Source organism: Dyella caseinilytica (genome assembly GCF_016865235.1).
Classification (GTDB): domain Bacteria; phylum Pseudomonadota; class Gammaproteobacteria; order Xanthomonadales; family Rhodanobacteraceae; genus Dyella_B; species Dyella_B caseinilytica.
Map to the genome: position 1 here is coordinate 1,625,566 of NZ_CP064030.1, position 17,528 is coordinate 1,643,093.

General features: G+C 60.3%; 13 protein-coding genes and 1 tRNA gene. All 14 read left to right on the forward strand.

Annotated elements, in window-relative coordinates:
- Nucleotides 1–8 precede the first annotated feature (8 nt).
- The gene (nuoN, locus tag ISN74_RS06995) at nucleotides 9–1,451 is read left to right on the forward strand and encodes an NADH-quinone oxidoreductase subunit NuoN (protein WP_188798648.1); all 1,443 of its coding nucleotides are present in this window, start codon (nucleotides 9–11) and stop codon (nucleotides 1,449–1,451) included.
- An 88-nt stretch (nucleotides 1,452–1,539) separates the two neighbouring features.
- Nucleotides 1,540–1,616: transfer RNA gene (locus ISN74_RS07000), tRNA-Met, on the forward strand.
- Nucleotides 1,617–1,803: 187 nt separating this feature from the next.
- Entirely contained in the window at nucleotides 1,804–2,316 is a 513-nt protein-coding gene (locus ISN74_RS07005) for a ribosome maturation factor RimP (RefSeq protein ID WP_188798649.1), read from the forward strand.
- Nucleotides 2,317–2,374: 58 nt separating this feature from the next.
- The gene (gene nusA, locus ISN74_RS07010) at nucleotides 2,375–3,880 is read left to right on the forward strand and encodes a transcription termination factor NusA (protein WP_188798650.1); all 1,506 of its coding nucleotides are present in this window, start codon (nucleotides 2,375–2,377) and stop codon (nucleotides 3,878–3,880) included.
- Between the two features lie 130 nt (nucleotides 3,881–4,010).
- Complete coding sequence (gene infB / locus ISN74_RS07015) at nucleotides 4,011–6,821, forward strand: translation initiation factor IF-2 (protein ID WP_188798651.1); 2,811 nt, start codon at nucleotides 4,011–4,013, stop codon at nucleotides 6,819–6,821.
- A gap of 163 nt (nucleotides 6,822–6,984) precedes the next feature.
- Nucleotides 6,985–7,359: a 30S ribosome-binding factor RbfA gene (rbfA, locus tag ISN74_RS07020; protein WP_188798652.1), complete on the forward strand. Its 375-nt coding sequence runs from the start codon at nucleotides 6,985–6,987 to the stop codon at nucleotides 7,357–7,359.
- A gap of 27 nt (nucleotides 7,360–7,386) precedes the next feature.
- The gene (gene truB / locus ISN74_RS07025; RefSeq protein ID WP_188798653.1) at nucleotides 7,387–8,328 is read left to right on the forward strand and encodes a tRNA pseudouridine(55) synthase TruB; all 942 of its coding nucleotides are present in this window, start codon (nucleotides 7,387–7,389) and stop codon (nucleotides 8,326–8,328) included.
- 169 nt (nucleotides 8,329–8,497) lie between these two features.
- Nucleotides 8,498–8,767, forward strand: coding sequence for a 30S ribosomal protein S15 (gene rpsO / locus ISN74_RS07030; RefSeq protein WP_188798654.1), 270 nt, complete (start codon nucleotides 8,498–8,500; stop codon nucleotides 8,765–8,767).
- Between the two features lie 22 nt (nucleotides 8,768–8,789).
- Entirely contained in the window at nucleotides 8,790–10,895 is a 2,106-nt protein-coding gene (pnp, locus tag ISN74_RS07035) for a polyribonucleotide nucleotidyltransferase (RefSeq protein WP_188798655.1), read from the forward strand.
- 109 nt (nucleotides 10,896–11,004) lie between these two features.
- Nucleotides 11,005–12,033, forward strand: a complete 1,029-nt coding sequence (locus ISN74_RS07040; RefSeq protein WP_188798656.1) for a poly(R)-hydroxyalkanoic acid synthase subunit PhaE — start codon at nucleotides 11,005–11,007, stop codon at nucleotides 12,031–12,033.
- Nucleotides 12,034–12,042: 9 nt separating this feature from the next.
- Nucleotides 12,043–13,110 (forward strand): class III poly(R)-hydroxyalkanoic acid synthase subunit PhaC, encoded by a 1,068-nt coding sequence (locus ISN74_RS07045; RefSeq protein ID WP_188798657.1) that lies wholly within the window; start codon nucleotides 12,043–12,045, stop codon nucleotides 13,108–13,110.
- A gap of 161 nt (nucleotides 13,111–13,271) precedes the next feature.
- Entirely contained in the window at nucleotides 13,272–14,297 is a 1,026-nt protein-coding gene (gene mtnA / locus ISN74_RS07050; protein ID WP_188798658.1) for an S-methyl-5-thioribose-1-phosphate isomerase, read from the forward strand.
- Nucleotides 14,294–14,704: a GtrA family protein gene (locus ISN74_RS07055; RefSeq protein WP_188798659.1), complete on the forward strand. Its 411-nt coding sequence runs from the start codon at nucleotides 14,294–14,296 to the stop codon at nucleotides 14,702–14,704. The genes mtnA and ISN74_RS07055 overlap by 4 nt, the downstream gene beginning before the upstream one ends.
- Before the next feature lie 138 nt (nucleotides 14,705–14,842).
- Nucleotides 14,843–17,452: a DNA gyrase subunit A gene (gene gyrA, locus ISN74_RS07060; RefSeq protein WP_188798660.1), complete on the forward strand. Its 2,610-nt coding sequence runs from the start codon at nucleotides 14,843–14,845 to the stop codon at nucleotides 17,450–17,452.
- Nucleotides 17,453–17,528: the final 76 nt, after the last annotated feature.

The following is a 17,528-nucleotide window of genomic DNA, read 5'->3' on the forward strand; positions in this document are numbered from 1 at the left end:
GAGCGACCATGCCGACTTTTAACGACATTCTCATCATGGTGCCAGAGTTCTATCTGGTTGCCGCGGCGTGTGTGCTCCTGCTTGCAGATGCCTTCCTGCCGGAAAACCAGCGTGGCATCACGATTCACTGGGCGTCGATCTTCGTGCTCGCCGCCGGCATCTACCTGGTCATGGCTCACCAGCCTGACGGCGCTGTAACCGCGTTCAACGGTATGTTCATCCGCGACGGAATGGCGGAGATCCTCAAGGTCTTTGCCTTGCTGAGCACCATCCTGGTGTTCATCTATGCCAAGCCCTACCTGAGTGACCGAAAGCTGTTTGTCGGCGAGTTCTACACGCTGATGATCTTCGCGGTGATCGGCGTGATGCTGCTGGTATCGGCTGGCAACCTGATCATGATTTACCTGGGTCTGGAACTGCTGACACTCTCGTCGTACGCGCTGGTTGCACTAAACCGCGATTCGCAGCTTTCGTCGGAAGCCGCCATCAAGTACTTCGTGCTGGGCGCGTTGGCCTCGGGCATGCTGTTGTATGGCATGTCGATGGTCTACGGTGCCACCGGTACGCTGGATCTGGCGCAACTGCGTGATGCGATCCCGCATAGCCAGATGCCGCATCTGCTGGTGTTCGGCCTGATCTTCATGATCATCGGTATTGCATTCAAGCTGGGTGCTGCGCCGTTCCACATGTGGATTCCAGACGTCTACCAAGGCTCGCCTACTGCCGTAACCGTGTTCATCGGTTCCGCACCAAAGCTGGCGGCATTCGGTATGGCGTTCCGCTTGCTCGGGACCGGCATGGCTGATCTGTCGCAGCACTGGCAGTTGATGCTGGCGGTATTGGCTGTGCTCTCGCTGGCAATCGGCAACTTGGTTGCCATTGTGCAGACCAATCTGAAGCGTCTGCTTGCGTACTCGACCATTTCCCACATGGGTTACCTGTTGCTGGGTCTGGTCAATGCAGGGCCGGAAGGTTATTCCTCGGCGATGTTCTATGCGATCAGCTATGCGCTGATGTCGACGGCTGCCTTCGGTGTGATTCTTGCGCTGAGCCGTGCGGGTTTCGAGTGTGAAGAAATCGACGACTTCAAGGGCTTGAATCAGCGTTCGCCGTGGATGGCGTTCTTGATGCTGCTGTGTATGTTCTCGTTGGCGGGTGTGCCGCCGATGTTTGGCTTCTTCGCCAAGCTGCTCGTGCTGCAAGCTGCGATCCACGCCGGCATGATGTGGTTGGCTATCGTGGGTGCTGTGTTCGCCATCATCGGTTTGTACTACTACCTGCATGTTGTGAAGGTGATGTATTTCGACAAGCCGGTGGAAGGAACCGAAGTGCGTCTTCAGCCTGATGTCACCCTGCGTCTTGCGCTGTCGCTGAATGCGTTGGTGTTGCTGGTGCTGGGTGTGTACTGGGGCCCGCTGCTGGGCTGGTGCAAGCAGGCATTTGTCGGTTGAGTGTCGCGTTACACATCTGTGATCGAGAAATTTTCAGTTTTAAGACTTGCAAGAATTCTGCCATCTCGCTAGAATTCTCGGACTCTGATGCGGGGTGGAGCAGTCTGGCAGCTCGTCGGGCTCATAACCCGAAGGTCGCAGGTTCGAATCCTGCCCCCGCTACCAGATCTTTCTTGGACAAGAAAGCCTCCTCGTGAGGCTTTTTTGTTGGGCGCAAGGATGCGAGCGCGTTTAATCGGGCAAAATGGCACGATAGGCGCGGGGGAAAGAGTCTGGAGGAGTCGGGACATCGGCGAGATAAGGGAATGGGCCGCTTGAGCCCATTTTTTGTTTCTGACGGTTAACGGATGACATGGACACGCAAGCTCTAGCACAACGTTTTACCGAGGTTTTGGCTGATCTGCAGTTGGAATGTCTCGGCGTGGAATTCAGCCCTTCGCAGGGGCAGAGTACGTTGCGTGTGTATCTGGATGCGGATGGGCGCGAAGTCACGCTCGACGACTGCGAAGCGGCTAGCCGCGAGCTGTCGGCGATGCTCGACGTTGAAGACCCGATCCCCGGGCATTACTTATTGGAAGTGTCCTCGCCGGGTATCGACCGTCCACTCTTCACGGTCGGTCAGTTCGCCAAGGTGGTTGGTAAGGAAGTGAAGGTGCTGTTGACAGCGCCGCTCGAAGGCCGCCGCCGCTTGCGCGGCAAAGTGGCCTCGGTGGAAGGCAGCCTGATTGCGCTGGAAGCCGAAGGCAAAGTGTTTCAATTCGGGCACGACGCAGTGGAAAGCGCGCGTATCGTGCCGGACTGGGTGGCGCTCGGGTATGTGCCGCAGCCCAAACCCGGCGGTCGCAAGCCGGGTAAGAAGAAATGAGTATTGAACTGGTCAATCTGTCGATGGGATGCCGGACGGCGTTCACGGAGTGGTTGCAATGAGCAAAGAGCTTTTGCTGGTAGTTGATGCGGTCGCCAATGAAAAGGGCGTGTCGCGTGACGTGATCTTCCTGGCCATGGAGGCTGCCTTGGCGTCCGCTGCCAAAAAGCGCTACCCGGACGAAGACCCGGACATCCGCGTCAGCATCGATCGCACTTCAGGCGACTATGAAACCTTCCGTCGCTGGGAAGTGATCGCCGATGATGGCGAGATGGAATCGCCGTTCCGCCAACTGCGCCTGATGGACGCAGTGGACGAGCGCGCGGACGCCGCCATCGGCGAATACATCGAGCAGCAGATCGAAAACGCCGAATTCGGCCGCATTGCAGCCCAGGCCGCAAAGCAGGTGATCGTGCAGCGCGTGCGCGAAGCCGAACGCCAGCAAGTGGTCGATGCGTTCAAGGATCGCGTGGGTGAGTTGGTCACCGGCATCGTCAAGCGTGTCGAGCGCGGCAACATTTACCTCGACCTCGGCAGCAACGCCGAAGCCTTCATTCCGCGCGACAAGACCATTCCGCGCGAATCGCATCGCGTCGGCGATCGCGTGCGTGGCTACCTGCAGGAAGTGCGCTCCGAAGTGCGCGGTCCGCAGTTGTTCGTGTCGCGCGCTGCACCAGAATTCATGATCGAGCTGTTCAAGCTCGAAGTGCCGGAAGTGGGCCAGGGCCTGGTTGAAATCAAGGGCTGCGCCCGCGATCCGGGCGATCGCGCCAAGATTGCCGTGGTCGCGCACGACAGCCGTACCGATCCCATCGGTGCCTGCATCGGCATGCGCGGCTCGCGCGTGCAGGCGGTGTCGAACGAGCTCAATGGCGAGCGCGTGGACATCATCCTGTGGCACGAGAATCAGGCGCAGTACGTCATCAATGCGATGGCGCCGGCGGAAGTGCAGTCCATCATCATGGACGAAGACAAGCACTCGATGGACATCGCGGTGGCCGAAGACAAGCTCTCGCAGGCCATCGGCCGCGGTGGCCAGAACGTGCGCCTCGCCAGCAAGCTCACCGGCTGGCAGCTCAACGTGATGACCCAGGACCAGGTCGCCGCCAAGAGCGAAGCCGAACAGGAATCTGCCCGCCAGCTGTTCATGGACAAGCTGGAAGTGGACCAGGAAATTGCCAACATCCTCGTGCAGGAAGGTTTTTCCAGCGTCGAGGAAATCGCTTACGTACCGAGCGCCGAGCTGCTAGCCATCGAAGGCTTCGACGAGGATATCGTCGAGGAACTTCGCGCCCGCGCTCGCGACTCGCTGCTGACGGAAGCCCTGGCAGTCGAGGAGACCCTCGACGAGCACCAGCCGTCGCAGGAGCTGCTCGAGCTGAAGGGCATGGACGAAGCCACGGCTTATGCGCTCGCCGAGCGCGGCGTGGTGACCGTGGACGATCTGGCCGACCTTGCAGTCGACGACCTGATCGATATCGAAGGCATGGACGAAGATCGTGCTGCAGCACTCATCATGGCCGCACGCGCGCCGATGATTGCGAAGCTGGAAAAGGGCGGCTAACCGCGGGCGACACGCCCTGGATGGGCGTGCCGAGGAACCCTTTGGGTTTCCACCAAGGATGGAGGTGACCGTGCAAAGCACTTTTGTTTTGTACGGACGATAAGCGCGGGAACGGCGGAGAAAGAACACGATGTCGGATGTCACGATCAAACAACTCGCCCAGGTTCTGGGTATGCCAGTCGACAGGTTGCTCACGCAGCTTGGCGAGGCTGGCATGAAATTCTCCGATCCGGAGCAAGTCATCAGCAGCACCGAAAAGGTGAAGCTGCTGGGCTTCCTGCGTCGCACGCACGGCAAGTCCGACGTTGCTCCCGAAGCGGAAGACTCCTCGCCTCGGCAAATTACCCTGAAGCGCCGCAAGATCAGCGAGCTGAAGGTCGCCACGCCAGGTGGCCGCGGCACGCAGAGCAGCGCCAAGACCGTGAACGTGGAAGTGCGCGCCAAGCGCACCTACGTCAAGCGCAGCGTGATTGCCGAGGAAGCCAGCGCGGATACGACGCGCGAAGATGCACTGCGCAAACTGCATGAATCGCAGCAACAGCGTGAGCATGAAGAAACCGAACGCGTCGATGCAGAACATCGTCGCCAGGAAGAGGCGCGCCAGCGCGCTGAGGAAGAGGCCCGCCGCGAAGCTGAAGCGGAGCGTGCGCGTCAGGAAGCGCAAGCCGCTGCCGAAGCTGCCGCCGCTGCTGCCGCCGCAGCCGAAGAGCAGCATTTTGTTGAAGAAACGGTTGCTGATGATGGGGTGGAGGTCAAATCTGCACCATCCGAAACGGAGCCGAAGGGCGCTTCCGAGCCGGTAGCCGTGCCTGTGCAGCGTATCGACCAGCATTCGCTGGGTATGATCCTTCCGCGTATCCACGAACCGCGCAAGCGTGAAAAGAAGCCCGTTGCCGTTGCTCCTACGCCGGCTCCTGCACCCGCGCCGGCCCCCGCCGCCGCAGCGGCGGGTGGTGCGGATAACCGCAACAAGCCGCGCCACGCCGTCCGCGAGCGCGACGATGTACCGGGTGGCAAGCGTTTTGCCGCCGGCGAGCTGCACCTTTCCGAAGCCGATCGCGCGCGTCGTTCCACCAAACGTGGCAAGTCCGGCAAGGGCTCCTCGCGTGACGTGCCGCGTTCCGGCAATTCAGCTGCGGCCACTGGTGCGCATGGTTTCTCGCGTCCTACCGCGCCGGTCGTGCGCGAAGTGGTTGTGGGTGACGCCAACGTCGTAGCCGAACTCGCGCAGAAGATGGCGGTGAAGGGTTCGGAAGTGGTGAAAGCGCTGTTCAAGATGGGCGTGATGGCCACCATCAACCAGACCATCGATCTCGACACCGCCGTGCTGGTGGTGGAAGAACTCGGCCACAAGCCGGTGGAAGCGAGCGATCAGGGTGCGGAAGCTGCACTGGCCGCGCACACCCAGAACGCCGAGCTCGAAGGCGAGCGCTTTGCACGTCCGCCGGTGGTCACCATCATGGGCCACGTCGACCACGGCAAGACCTCGCTGCTCGATTACATCCGTCGCACCAAGGTGGCAGCGGGTGAAGCGGGCGGCATTACCCAGCACATCGGCGCGTATCACGTGGAAACGCCCAAGGGCGTGATTACTTTCCTCGATACGCCAGGCCACGCAGCGTTCACCTCTATGCGTGCACGCGGTGCGCAATCCACGGATATCGTCGTGCTGGTGGTGGCGGCCGACGACGGCGTCATGCCGCAGACCAAGGAGGCTGTGCAGCACGCTCATGCCGCCAAGGTGCCGCTGATCGTCGCTGTCAACAAGATGGACAAGTCCGATGCCAATCCGGACAACGTCAAGCAGGGCCTCGGCAATCTCGAGGTGATTCCGGAAGAGTGGGGTGGCGACACGCCGTTCGTGCCGGTTTCGGCCAAGACGGGCATGGGTATCGACGATCTGCTCGATGCCATTTCGGTACAAGCCGAAGTGATGGAACTGACCGCCGTGAAGGACGGTCCTGCTTCCGGCGTGGTGATCGAATCCAGCCTCGACCGTGGTCGTGGCCCGGTGGCCACCGTGCTGGTGCAGCAAGGTACGCTCAAGCGCGGCGACTTCGTTGTCTGCGGTATCGAGTACGGTCGCATGCGAGCGCTGGTCGATGAAACCGGCAAGACCGTTCAGGAAGCCGGTCCTTCCATTCCCGTGCAGGTGCTCGGCTTGTCTGGCGTGCCGGAATCGGGCGACGATTTTGTGGTGGTGGCCGATGAGCGTCTGGCACGTGAAGTGGCGGCTGAGCGTCAGCTCAAGCGCCGCGAAACACGCATGGTCAGCAAGGCCAACCGTCTCGAAGACATCATGGCCCAGATGGGCCAGGGCGCCGAGCAGCAGACGCTCAATATCCTGGTCAAGGCCGACGTACAGGGTTCTGTGCAGGCCTTGCGCGAGTCGCTGAGCCAGATCGGTAACGAAAACGTGAAGGTGAACGTGATTGCAGCTGGCGTCGGCGGCATCACCGAATCCGATGCCACGCTCGCAGCAGCGTCCAAGGCGCTGGTCATCGGCTTCAACGTTCGTGCTGACGCCTCGGCACGCAAGGTGATCGATACCGCGGGTCTGGACGTCCGTTACTTCTCGATCATCTATGACGTGATTGATCAGGTGAAGCAGGCGGCATCGGGTCTGCTGGGCGTGGAAGTGCGCGAAGAAATCATCGGTATCGCCCAGGTGCGCGATGTTTTCCGCAGCTCCAAGTTCGGCGCCGTGGCCGGTTGCATGGTCGTGGAAGGCGTGGTCAAGCGCAGCAAGCCAATCCGCGTGCTGCGCGACAACACGGTGATCTTCCAGGGCGAACTGGAATCGCTGCGCCGCTTCAAAGACCTGGTCGACGAAGTTCGCAGCGGCATGGAATGCGGTATCGCGGTGAAGCAGTACAACGACGTGAAGGTCGGTGACCAGATCGAGTGCTTCGAGCGTATCGAGGTTGCCCGCACGCTGTAATGAAAGGGACGAGGAGCAAGTAGCGAAGGCGCGAAAACTCCACGTTCTATTGATTCGAAGCCCGGGCATGCTTTGCCCGGGCTTTTTCTCTTGTCGTAACCTAGCGAACCAGTGTCTTTGCTATTCGCTGCCACATCCCTGTTGTCAGGGATAGGAGCTACCCATGCCATCACGCGACTTCAAACGCACAGACCGCGTCGGCGCCGAACTCCGCCGTGAGATCGGTACTTTGGTGCATGCTGCCGTGCGCGATCACGGCTTGCCCTCGTGCAGCGTATCGGACGTGGAAGTAACACGTGACCTGGATTGGGCCACCGTATGGGTAACCGCGTTGCTGCCGGCGCAATCGAAGGAAGCCGTCAAGGCGCTCAACGAACTGGGGGGCGAATTCCGTCGCAGCCTCTCGCGCCAGATGCGCCTGCGCCGCGTACCGGAACTGCGCTTCAAGTACGACGATTCGGTCGACAAGGGCGAGCGCATCGAGCACCTGCTGCGCCAGGATTCGCCTCAGTCTGAGGCGGACGGCAACGAAGACTGAGTTTCCGTAACCGTTTCAGTATTCGCCATGAGTCGTCGTCGAAAACGCCCCGCTGCGCGTGACCTGCACGGCATCCTGCTGCTCGATAAGCCGTTGGAATTGAGCTCAAACAAGGCTCTGCAAATGGCTTTGGCGATTCTGCGTGCCGCCAAAGGTGGTCATACCGGCGCGCTGGATCCATTGGCCACCGGCCTGTTGCCTTTGTGCTTCGGTGAGGCCACCAAGATCGCCGGCAGCCTGCTCGGTTCACGCAAGGCGTATGTTGCCCAATGCCGCCTGGGTGTTACGACGACGACGGCAGATCTCGAGGGCGAGGTGGTCGAGCAGCGCCCGGTTCCCACACTGGATGACACGGCTATCGAGGCTGCGCTGATGCCTTTGCGTGGCCGGATCATTCAGATTCCACCGGTATATTCCGCGCTCAAACAGGACGGCGAGCCGTTGTACCTGAAGGCCCGGCGTGGGGAATCCGTTCAGGCTCCGCCCCGTGAGGTCGAGGTTGATCGGCTCGAGCTGGTATCCCGTACCGGGGACACATTGACCCTGCATGTGGAGTGCGGCTCGGGCACCTACATCCGCAGCCTGGCGGTCGATCTGGGGGAACGTCTGGGCTGTGGTGCCCACCTGACGGCGCTGCGCCGGCTCTGGGTCGATCCGTTCCGTGAGCCGGTGATGGTCACCCTGGATCAGCTTCGCGAGGCTGCTGAGCGTGGCGAAGAAGTGCTGGATCGCCTGTTATTGCCGCTTTCGGCGGGAGTTTCCGACCTCCCGGCCCTGCATTTCGACCCGGAAGCCAGTCACGCCGTCTCACAAGGGCGTCAGATTGAGTGGCCTGGCGATGCTCCTCAGGAGCGTTCCGCCGCTTTTGCCAGCGACGGGCGCCTGCTGGCCCTGGTCGATTGTGACGGGCAGGGCAGGGTGCGCATCCTGCGTGGCTTCAATCTCCCTGCCGTCTCCGTTCAGGCCTGAAGTCGGGCAGGAAAATCCATCTTTAACATGGTCTTGTTGCAATACGCTCAGGGTCGCTACAATAACCCTCTTGATTCAGTACGTTTGTCCAACTGTCGGAGCTTGCGCAACCTCATCGGGTGGTGAGGTTGCGCAAGTTCCGCACCCGTTTTTATAGGAAGAGATACTCATGTCCCTCACCGCAGAACAGTCCGGCAAGATCATTGCTGACTTCGGCCGCAAGCCTAACGACACCGGTTCGCCGGAAGTGCAGGTTGCCCTGCTTTCCGCCCGCATCGAACACCTCACCGATCACTTCAAGACCCACAAGCAGGATCACCATTCCCGTCGGGGCTTGCTCAAATTGGTCAATCAGCGCAAGAGCCTGCTCGGCTATTTGAAGAAAAACGACTTGGCTCGCTATCAGAGCCTGATCGAGCGCCTCGGCTTGCGTCGCTGATCGGACCTAAGGACAAAACCAAGTGGCAAAAGTAACCAAGTCATTCCAGTACGGTAATCACGAAGTCACACTGGAGACGGGCGAAATTGCCCGCCAGGCTTCGGGCGCCGTCATGGTCAGCATGGGCGGCACCGTCGTGCTCGTTTCCGTGGTGGCTGCGGCCAAGGCGAAAGATGGGCAGGATTTCTTCCCGCTCACCGTCGACTACGTCGAGAAGTTCTACTCCGCCGGTCGTATTCCGGGCGGCTTCTTCAAGCGTGAAGGTCGCCCGACCGAGAAGGAGACGCTCACCTCGCGTCTGATCGATCGCCCGGTGCGCCCGCTGTTCCCGGAAGAGTTCAAGAACGAAGTGCAGGTCATCGCGCAGGTCGTTTCGCTGAACCCGGAAATCGACGGTGACATCGCTGCAATGATCGGTGCCTCTGCTGCGCTGACGCTGGCCGGTATCCCGTTCAAGGGCCCGATCGGTGCCGCGCGCGTTGGTTACGCCAACGGCCAGTACCTGCTGAATCCGACCGTTTCGGAGCTCAAGACGTCCGATCTGGATCTGGTTGTCGCCGGCACCGCCAACGCCGTGCTGATGGTGGAATCCGAAGCCAAGCTGCTCAGCGAAGAAGTGATGCTGGGTGCGGTGGTGTTCGGTCACCAGCAGATGCAGGTGGTGATCAAGGCCATCAACGACTTCGCCGCCGAAGCCGGCCGCAAGCCGTTCGGATGGACCGCTCCGACGCGCAACGATGCGCTGTTCAACGACATCCAGGGCATCCTTGGTGATCGTCTGGAGAAGGCTTTCGCGATCCGCGACAAGCTGGAGCGCCGTGACGCCATCTCCGCACTGAAGAGCGACATCAAGACGGGTATCGCCGAAACCGCCGCTTCGCACGGCTGGAGCGATCTCGATATCAGCAACGCGTTTGCCGAAATCGAATACCGCACCATGCGCGATGGCGTGCTGAAGACCAAGATCCGTATCGACGGCCGCAAGCTCGACGACATCCGCCCGATCTCCGTGCGCGTGGGCGTGCTGCCGCGTACCCACGGTTCGGCACTGTTTACCCGCGGTGAAACCCAGGCGCTGGTCGTGGCCACCCTCGGCACTACGCGTGACGCGCAGATCATCGATGCGCCAGAAGGCGAGTCGAAGGATGCGTTCCTGTTCCATTACAACTTCCCGCCGTTCTCGGTGGGTGAAACCGGTCGTTTCGGTGCGCCGAAGCGCCGCGAGATCGGGCATGGTCGCCTTGCCAAGCGCGGTGTGCAGGCCGTCAAACCGAGCATCGAAGAATTCCCGTACGTGCTGCGCGTGGTTTCGGAAATCACCGAATCGAACGGCTCCTCCTCGATGGCGTCGGTGTGCGGCTCCTCGCTGGCCATGATGGATGCCGGTGTGCCGCTGAAGGCACCGGTGGCGGGTATCGCCATGGGCCTGGTGAAGGAAGGCAGCGACTTTGTCGTGCTGTCGGACATCCTGGGCGACGAGGATCACCTCGGCGACATGGACTTCAAGGTGGCCGGTAGTGCCGATGGCATCTCCGCGCTGCAGATGGACATCAAGATCGAGGGCATCACCGAGGAGATCATGAAGATCGCCTTGGAGCAGGCCAAGCATGGTCGTCTGCACATCCTGGGCGAAATGGCCAAGGTGATCAGCACGCCGCGTTCGGAAATGAGCGAATACGCACCGCGCCTGCTCACCATCAAGATCCACCCGGACAAGATCCGCGAAGTGATCGGCAAGGGTGGCGCCACCATCCGCTCCATCACTGAAGAAACCGGCACCACCATCGACATCAGCGACGACGGCACCGTGATCATCGCCTCGGTCAACCGCCTGGCGGCGGACGAAGCGAAGAAGCGTATCGATCAGATCGTTTCCGATGTCGAGCCGGGTCGCATCTACGAAGGCAAGGTCGCCAAGCTGATGGACTTCGGTGCCTTCGTGACGATCCTGCCGGGCAAGGACGGTCTGGTTCACGTGTCGCAGATCTCCAACGAGCGCGTCGAGAAAGTCTCCGACAAGCTCAAGGAAGGCGATATCGTCAAGGTCAAGGTGCTGGAAGTGGACAAGCAGGGCCGTATTCGCCTGTCCATGAAGGCCGTCGCCGAGGACGAAGGCGCCAGCGCCTGAGTTTTTCTGACAGCCTGATCATCGAAAACGCCCGGCCTCTGTAGCCGGGCGTTTTCATTTTTGAAAGGTGGGATTTGGTACGATCACGACTCGGCTCGAGGATGCAAGCATGTCGGACCAGGTCAATGATTTCTTGAAGGACTACCAGGCTTTTGCGCAGCAATCCTGGGATGCATGGATGCGGTATATGCAGCAATCTGGGGCACAGCCGCAGTTTGGCGTCAGTCCCGCCGCATCCAACGAGGATCTGCTGACCCGCAGCCTTTCCAGCCTCAAAGCTTATGGAAGCTGGCTGCAGCAAGCCGCCGGTGCCGCTGGGTTGGGACAATTTGGCAACTGGCAGCAGCCAGCAGCCATGCAGCCGTTCCTTGCAGCATTCAATCAACCCTTTGCACAGACAGTGGCGGGTATCGACAGCGCCTCTGCCTTCGGTCTGGATCACCAATGGCAGTCCTGGCTGCAGGCCATGCAGCGCGCCGGCATGGGTGGTATGGGCGGCATGGGAGCTGCGCCAGGGCCGTTACCGGCCTTTGGCCTCACGCGAGAAATGCAGCTGGACCAGCAAGCGCTGACCGCGGCCATCCACGAATATCTACAGATCACCAATCGCTATCAGGCGTTGCTGCAGCAGGTAAACACGAAAGGTATTGCACGATTGCAGGAAATGCTCGGGCAGCGCGCGGAGCCCGGCAAGCAGATCGAATCCATGAAGGCGCTGTACGACCTCTGGGTCGACGCGATGGAAGAAGCGTATTCGGAAATGGCTTTGTCCGACGAATTCCGCGACGTCTTCGGTGCGCTGGTCAATGCACAGATGCAGGTGCGCAAGCTGCAGCAACAGCAAACCGAGCAGATGTGCCGCGAACTGGGGATCCCGACGCGTAGCGAAGTGGACAGCCTTGGCCAGCGCGTGCAGCAATTGCGGCGCGAGCTGCAGACGAGCAGGTATCAGGAGTCGCACGCGGATGCTTCTGAAGTCGATGCATTGCAGGCCGAAATCGCTGAGCTAAAGCGTGAGCTGGCAGCCAGCAAGGTTGCCGCGAAGGTACGGCCCATCACCCGCAAATCCGGTGATGATGACAGTGCAGCAGCACCGCGCGCCAAAGCTGCGCGTTCCGCCTCGGGCAAGCGCAAGTAAGGATCGATCATGCAGACACCGTTGCACATTGACCCGCAGCAAATTTTCAACGAAATGGCCAATTTCCAGCGCAAGCTGGCCGCTGGCATGCAAAACCTCCGCGGTTTGGGCGAGCAGGAATACGCCAACACTCCGCGCGAGGCCGTCTACCGCGAAGACAAGCTCACCCTGTGGCACATGAAGGGCAGCAACAAGCCCACGGCCAAGGTGCCGATGCTGATCGTGTATGCGCTGGTGAATACGGTCTGGATGACCGATCTGCAGGACGACCGTTCGCTGGTGCGCAATCTGCTGGCACAGGGCGAAGATGTCTATCTGATCGACTGGGGTTACCCGGATGGCGCCGACCGATGGCTGACGCTGGACGATTATCTCAACGGTTATCTTGACCGCTGCATCGACGTGATTCGCAAGCGTCATGACATGGATGCGGTCAACCTGCTCGGCATTTGTCAGGGTGGCACGTTCTCGCTGTGCTACACCGCCATGCACCCGGAGAAGGTGAAGAACCTGATCACCATGGTGACGCCGGTGGATTTTCGTACGCCCGACAACATGCTCTCGCAGTGGGTGCAAAGCATGAACGTTGATCTGTTCGTCGACACGATGGGTAATATCCCGTCAGAGCTGATGAATTGGGTCTACCTGATGCTCAAGCCTTTGCGCTTGAACCAACAGAAGTACGTCAGCATGGTCGACATTCTGGATAATCCCAACGAACTGAAGAACTTCCTGCGCATGGAGCGCTGGATCTTCGATTCGCCCGATCAGGCCGGCGAAGCGTTCCGCCAGTTCATCAAGGAATTCTTCCAAGAGAACAAGCTGATCAAGGGTGATCTGCAGATTGGCAAGCAGCCGGTCGACTTGGGCATGGTTTCTCAGCCCATCCTCAACATCTACGCCACTCAGGATCATTTGGTGCCGCCGGATGCATCCAGGTCGTTGGGACGTCATGTCAGTACCACCGACTACACCGAGCTTGCCTTCAAGGGCGGTCATATCGGTATTTACGTGTCGGGACGTGCACAGCGTGAAGTCGCTCCAGCTATTCACCAGTGGCTGCGCGACCGAACCTGATAGCAATCGATCCAGGTCGGGGTCGTGGAATAGGTTGGGTTCGCGCAACTCATCCAACTGTTTTGCCGAGCGTGCGGGGATTACTGGGTCACGCTCACATCGAGTCCGCGGCAACCCAACCCACGATCTACCGTGCCTTGCCAGCCTGATAGAATGGCCCGATGACAAACGCCTCTTCCAAGCAAATCCACGACACCATTCGCGCCGTGCAATGGCATGGCGATCATTTGCGTCTGCTCGATCAGCGCTTGTTACCTGCCGAGGAAAAGTGGCTGGATTGCCGCGACGCTACGGCAGTGACCCTGGCGATCAAGGATCTTGCCGTGCGCGGTGCACCTGCCATCGGTATTGCTGCCGCCTGGGGCGTCGTCCTCGCTGCGCAGCAGGGCGAGGTGCTTGATCAGGCGCTGGCGCAATTGCGTGCAGCGCGCCCCACCGCGGTGAACCTGATGTGGGCGTTGGACCGCATGAAGGCGCGTATCGCAGCCGGTGCGGACACCGCGGCGCTGGAGCGTGAAGCGCAAGCGATCCAGGACGAAGATCTCGCCGCCAATCGTCATATGGGCGAACTCGGTGCAGCGTTGATTGTGCCGGGCTCCAGCGTGATGACCCATTGCAATACCGGCTCGTTGGCTACCTCCGGCTATGGCACGGCATTGGGCGTGATTCGCGCGGGTGTCGCTGCGGGACGCATTAATCAAGTGTATGCAGGCGAAACCCGTCCGTGGCAGCAGGGCGCACGCCTGACCATGTGGGAGCTGGTCCGCGATGGCATTCCCGCCAAGCTGATTGCCGACTCCGCGGCCTCGCACTTGATGAAGGCAGGCGAGGTGAAGTGGGTGATCGTCGGCGCCGATCGCATTGCCGCCAACGGCGATACGGCGAACAAGATCGGCACCTATCAGCTGGCCATCGCTGCGCGCCATCATGGCGTGAAGTTCATGGTCGTGGCGCCGTCGTCAACGGTCGACATGGCGACCGTATCCGGCGACGACATCGAGATCGAGCTGCGCGATGCAGCGGAATTGCTTAGCGTTGCCGGACGCCGCACCGTAGTGGAAGGCGCAGAAGCCTGGAATCCGGTCTTTGACGTAACACCTGCGTCGCTGATCGATGCCATCGTGACCGAACGCGGCGTGATCGAGCATCCCACCACGGAATGCATGAGAGCAGTGTTCTCGGAATGAAACTACGTCACGAAGTGATGCTGTTTGCCGTCGGCGGTGCCATTGGCTTCGTCGTCGACGCCGGTATCGTGCAGATGCTGGTGAGCTTTGCGCACTTCAACCCGTACTACGGGCGGGTGATTTCCTTCCTGATCGCAGCGACGGTTACTTGGTGGTGGAACCGTAGCCAGACCTTTGCAGCGCGGCAGAGTGGTCGTTCACTGGCGGCCGAATGGTTGCACTGGATGGCCTTGATGAGCGGTGGCGCGGCGATCAATTACGCCGCTTATGTGGCTTGCCTGATCGCGTTTCCAAGCTGGCACAAGTGGCCGGTGCTGGCCGTCGGGGTGGGCTCGTTTTTCGCCGCTTTCGTCAATTTCGTGAGCGCTCGGACGCTCCTTTTTAGACGCGCCAAAACAAGCTCGTAACTCATTGATTGGAAAGGTTTAAATAAGCGCTTTCCAATGCCTTTTGTGATACACTCCAGGGCTACCGCCTGACCCTGCAAACAAGTGCGCGAAGCGCGCTGTTCCGGGGCTCTTATTCGTTACCAGGGAAGCCTATTGATGGCAGAGCTCGCCAAAGAAGTCATCCGCGTCAATATCGAAGACGAAATGCGCCAGAGCTACCTCGATTACGCCATGAGCGTGATCGTGGGACGCGCCCTCCCGGACGTTCGTGATGGTTTGAAGCCCGTGCATCGCCGTGTACTGTTCGCGATGAACGAACTCAATAACTCCTGGAACAAGCCTTACAAGAAATCCGCCCGCGTTGTCGGTGACGTGATCGGTAAATACCACCCGCACGGCGATGCTTCCGTCTACGATGCGATTGTGCGCATGGCTCAGCCGTTCTCGCTGCGCTATATGTTGGTCGACGGCCAAGGTAACTTCGGTTCGGTCGACGGCGACAACGCCGCAGCCATGCGTTACACCGAGGTGCGCATGGCGCGCCTAACGCACGAACTGATGGCGGATATCGATAAGGAAACCGTCGATTTCGGCCCGAACTACGACGAAAGCGAGCACGAGCCGCTGGTGCTTCCCACCCGTGTGCCGAACCTGCTGGTGAACGGCTCGGCCGGTATCGCCGTGGGCATGGCCACCAACGTGCCACCGCACAATCTCAACGAGGTGATTTCGGCGACGATCGCGCTGATCGACGAACCCTCGCTCGGCGTCGATGAGTTGATGCAGCACGTGCCCGGTCCGGATTTCCCGACCGCCGGCATCATCAATGGCGCGGCGGGCATTGTCGAAGCCTACCGCACCGGCCGCGGCCGCATTCTGGTTCGCGCGCGTACCGAGATTGAAACCGAATCCAACGGTCGCGAAACGATCCTTGTTCACGAACTGCCGTATCAGGTGAACAAGGCGCGGTTGATCGAAAAGATCGCCGAGCTGGTGAAAGAAAAGCGCCTCGAAGGCATCTCTGAATTGCGCGATGAGTCCGACAAGGACGGCATGCGCATCGTCATCGAGATCCGCCGCGACGCGATGGCCGATGTGGTGCTCAACAACCTGTTCCAGCAGACCCAGCTGCAGGTGACCTTCGGCATCAACATGGTTGCGCTGGTCGATGGTCAGCCGCGCACGCTCAATCTCAAGGAAATCCTCGAAGCGTTCATTCGCCACCGCCGCGAGGTGGTAACGCGTCGCACGATTTTCGAACTGCGTAAGGCGCGCGCCCGCGCACATATCCTGGAAGGCCTGACGGTTGCGCTCGCCAACATCGACGAGATGATCGAGCTGATCAAGAACTCCGCTTCGCCCCAGGAAGCACGCGAGCGCATGCTGGCGCGCAAGTGGGAGCCGGGCATGGTGGGCGCCATGCTAGGCGCGGCTGGTGCCGAAGCTTCGCGTCCGGAAGACATGGATCCGCGCGACGGCCTGAAGGCCGATGGCTATCAGCTGTCCGACACGCAGGCACAGGAAATTCTGGCCATGCGCCTGCACCGCCTGACCGGCCTAGAGCAGGAAAAGCTTTCCGACGAATACCGCGAAATTCTCGAAACCATCCGCGGGTTGATCCAGATCCTAGAAGACCCCGTGCGCCTGCTCTCGGTGATTCGTGAAGAACTGGAAGTGATCAAGGCTGAGTTCGGCGATGCGCGCCGCACCGAGATCCAGCATTCGCAGGAAGATCTCAACGTCCTCGACCTGATCGCGCCGGAAGACGTGGTCGTGACGCTGTCGCATGCCGGTTACGTGAAGCGGCAACCCGCCAACATCTATCGCGCGCAACGCCGTGGCGGCAAGGGCCGTTCGGCCTCCGCGCTGAAGGAAGAAGATTTTGTCGAACAGCTGTGGGTGGTGAACACCCACGATACGCTGCTCACCTTTACCAGCACCGGCCGTGTCTACTGGCTGAAGGTCTATCAGATGCCCGAGGCTGGCCCGAACGCGCGTGGCAAGCCGATGGTGAACCTGCTGCCGTTGGGTGAAGGCGAGAAGGTGCAGGCGGTGTTGCCAGTGCACGAATACAGCGAAGACCGCTTTGTGTTCTTCGCTACCGCACAAGGCACAGTCAAGAAGACACCACTTACCGAATTTGCCTTCCAATTGCAGAAGGGCAAGATCGCCATCAATCTTGACGAGGGCGATGCGCTGGTCGGCGTGGAACTGACCGATGGCAACACCGACGTGCTGCTGTTCGCATCGAACGGTAAGGTCGTACGCTTCGATGAAGGCGAAGTGCGTTCGATGGGCCGTACCGCCACTGGCGTGCGCGGCATGAAACTCACCGATGGTGCCGAAGTCGTCTCGCTGATCGTGGCCTCAGAGGGCGACATCCTTACCGCCACTGAGCGCGGCTACGGTAAGCGCACCCAGCTTGACGAGTTCCCGAAGAAGGGGCGCGGCACGCAAGGCGTGATCGGCATCCAATGCTCCGAGCGCAATGGTGCTTTGGTCGCTGCTGCGCAGGTGACGGAAGCACACGAAGTGATGCTGATCTCCAACCAGGGCACCTTGGTGCGTACGCGTGTTACCGAGATCTCGCAGCTTGGCCGCAATACGCAGGGCGTGACGCTCATTCGCCTGCCTGCCGAGGAGTCACTGGTCAGCGTGGTTCGCCTGGATGCTGATGAAAGCAACGGCGATGAAGCCGATGTGGGTGATGACACCACGCCGCCCGAGCAGGGTGAGCCGGTGGATGCTTCGCCCAGCGTCGAGTGAGTTTGACGTCGTGTGTTATGCAAAGCCCCGGTTTAACCGGGGCTTTGTTTTTGCGTTGGAGCGGAGCGCACATCCT

Excerpts from the sequence above, each read along its gene's own strand:
- infB (WP_188798651.1), top strand. The coding sequence starts at position 4,011 with ATGTCGGATGTCACGATCAAACAACTCGCCCAGGTTCTGGGTATGCCA.
- gyrA (WP_188798660.1), top strand. The coding sequence starts at position 14,843 with ATGGCAGAGCTCGCCAAAGAAGTCATCCGCGTCAATATCGAAGACGAA.
- ISN74_RS07045 (WP_188798657.1), top strand. The coding sequence starts at position 12,043 with ATGCAGACACCGTTGCACATTGACCCGCAGCAAATTTTCAACGAAATG.
- nuoN (WP_188798648.1), top strand. The coding sequence starts at position 9 with ATGCCGACTTTTAACGACATTCTCATCATGGTGCCAGAGTTCTATCTG.
- ISN74_RS07055 (WP_188798659.1), top strand. The coding sequence starts at position 14,294 with ATGAAACTACGTCACGAAGTGATGCTGTTTGCCGTCGGCGGTGCCATT.
- rpsO (WP_188798654.1), top strand. The coding sequence starts at position 8,498 with ATGTCCCTCACCGCAGAACAGTCCGGCAAGATCATTGCTGACTTCGGC.
- ISN74_RS07005 (WP_188798649.1), top strand. The coding sequence starts at position 1,804 with ATGGACACGCAAGCTCTAGCACAACGTTTTACCGAGGTTTTGGCTGAT.
- rbfA (WP_188798652.1), top strand. The coding sequence starts at position 6,985 with ATGCCATCACGCGACTTCAAACGCACAGACCGCGTCGGCGCCGAACTC.
- truB (WP_188798653.1), top strand. The coding sequence starts at position 7,387 with ATGAGTCGTCGTCGAAAACGCCCCGCTGCGCGTGACCTGCACGGCATC.
- nusA (WP_188798650.1), top strand. The coding sequence starts at position 2,375 with ATGAGCAAAGAGCTTTTGCTGGTAGTTGATGCGGTCGCCAATGAAAAG.
- mtnA (WP_188798658.1), top strand. The coding sequence starts at position 13,272 with ATGACAAACGCCTCTTCCAAGCAAATCCACGACACCATTCGCGCCGTG.
- ISN74_RS07040 (WP_188798656.1), top strand. The coding sequence starts at position 11,005 with ATGTCGGACCAGGTCAATGATTTCTTGAAGGACTACCAGGCTTTTGCG.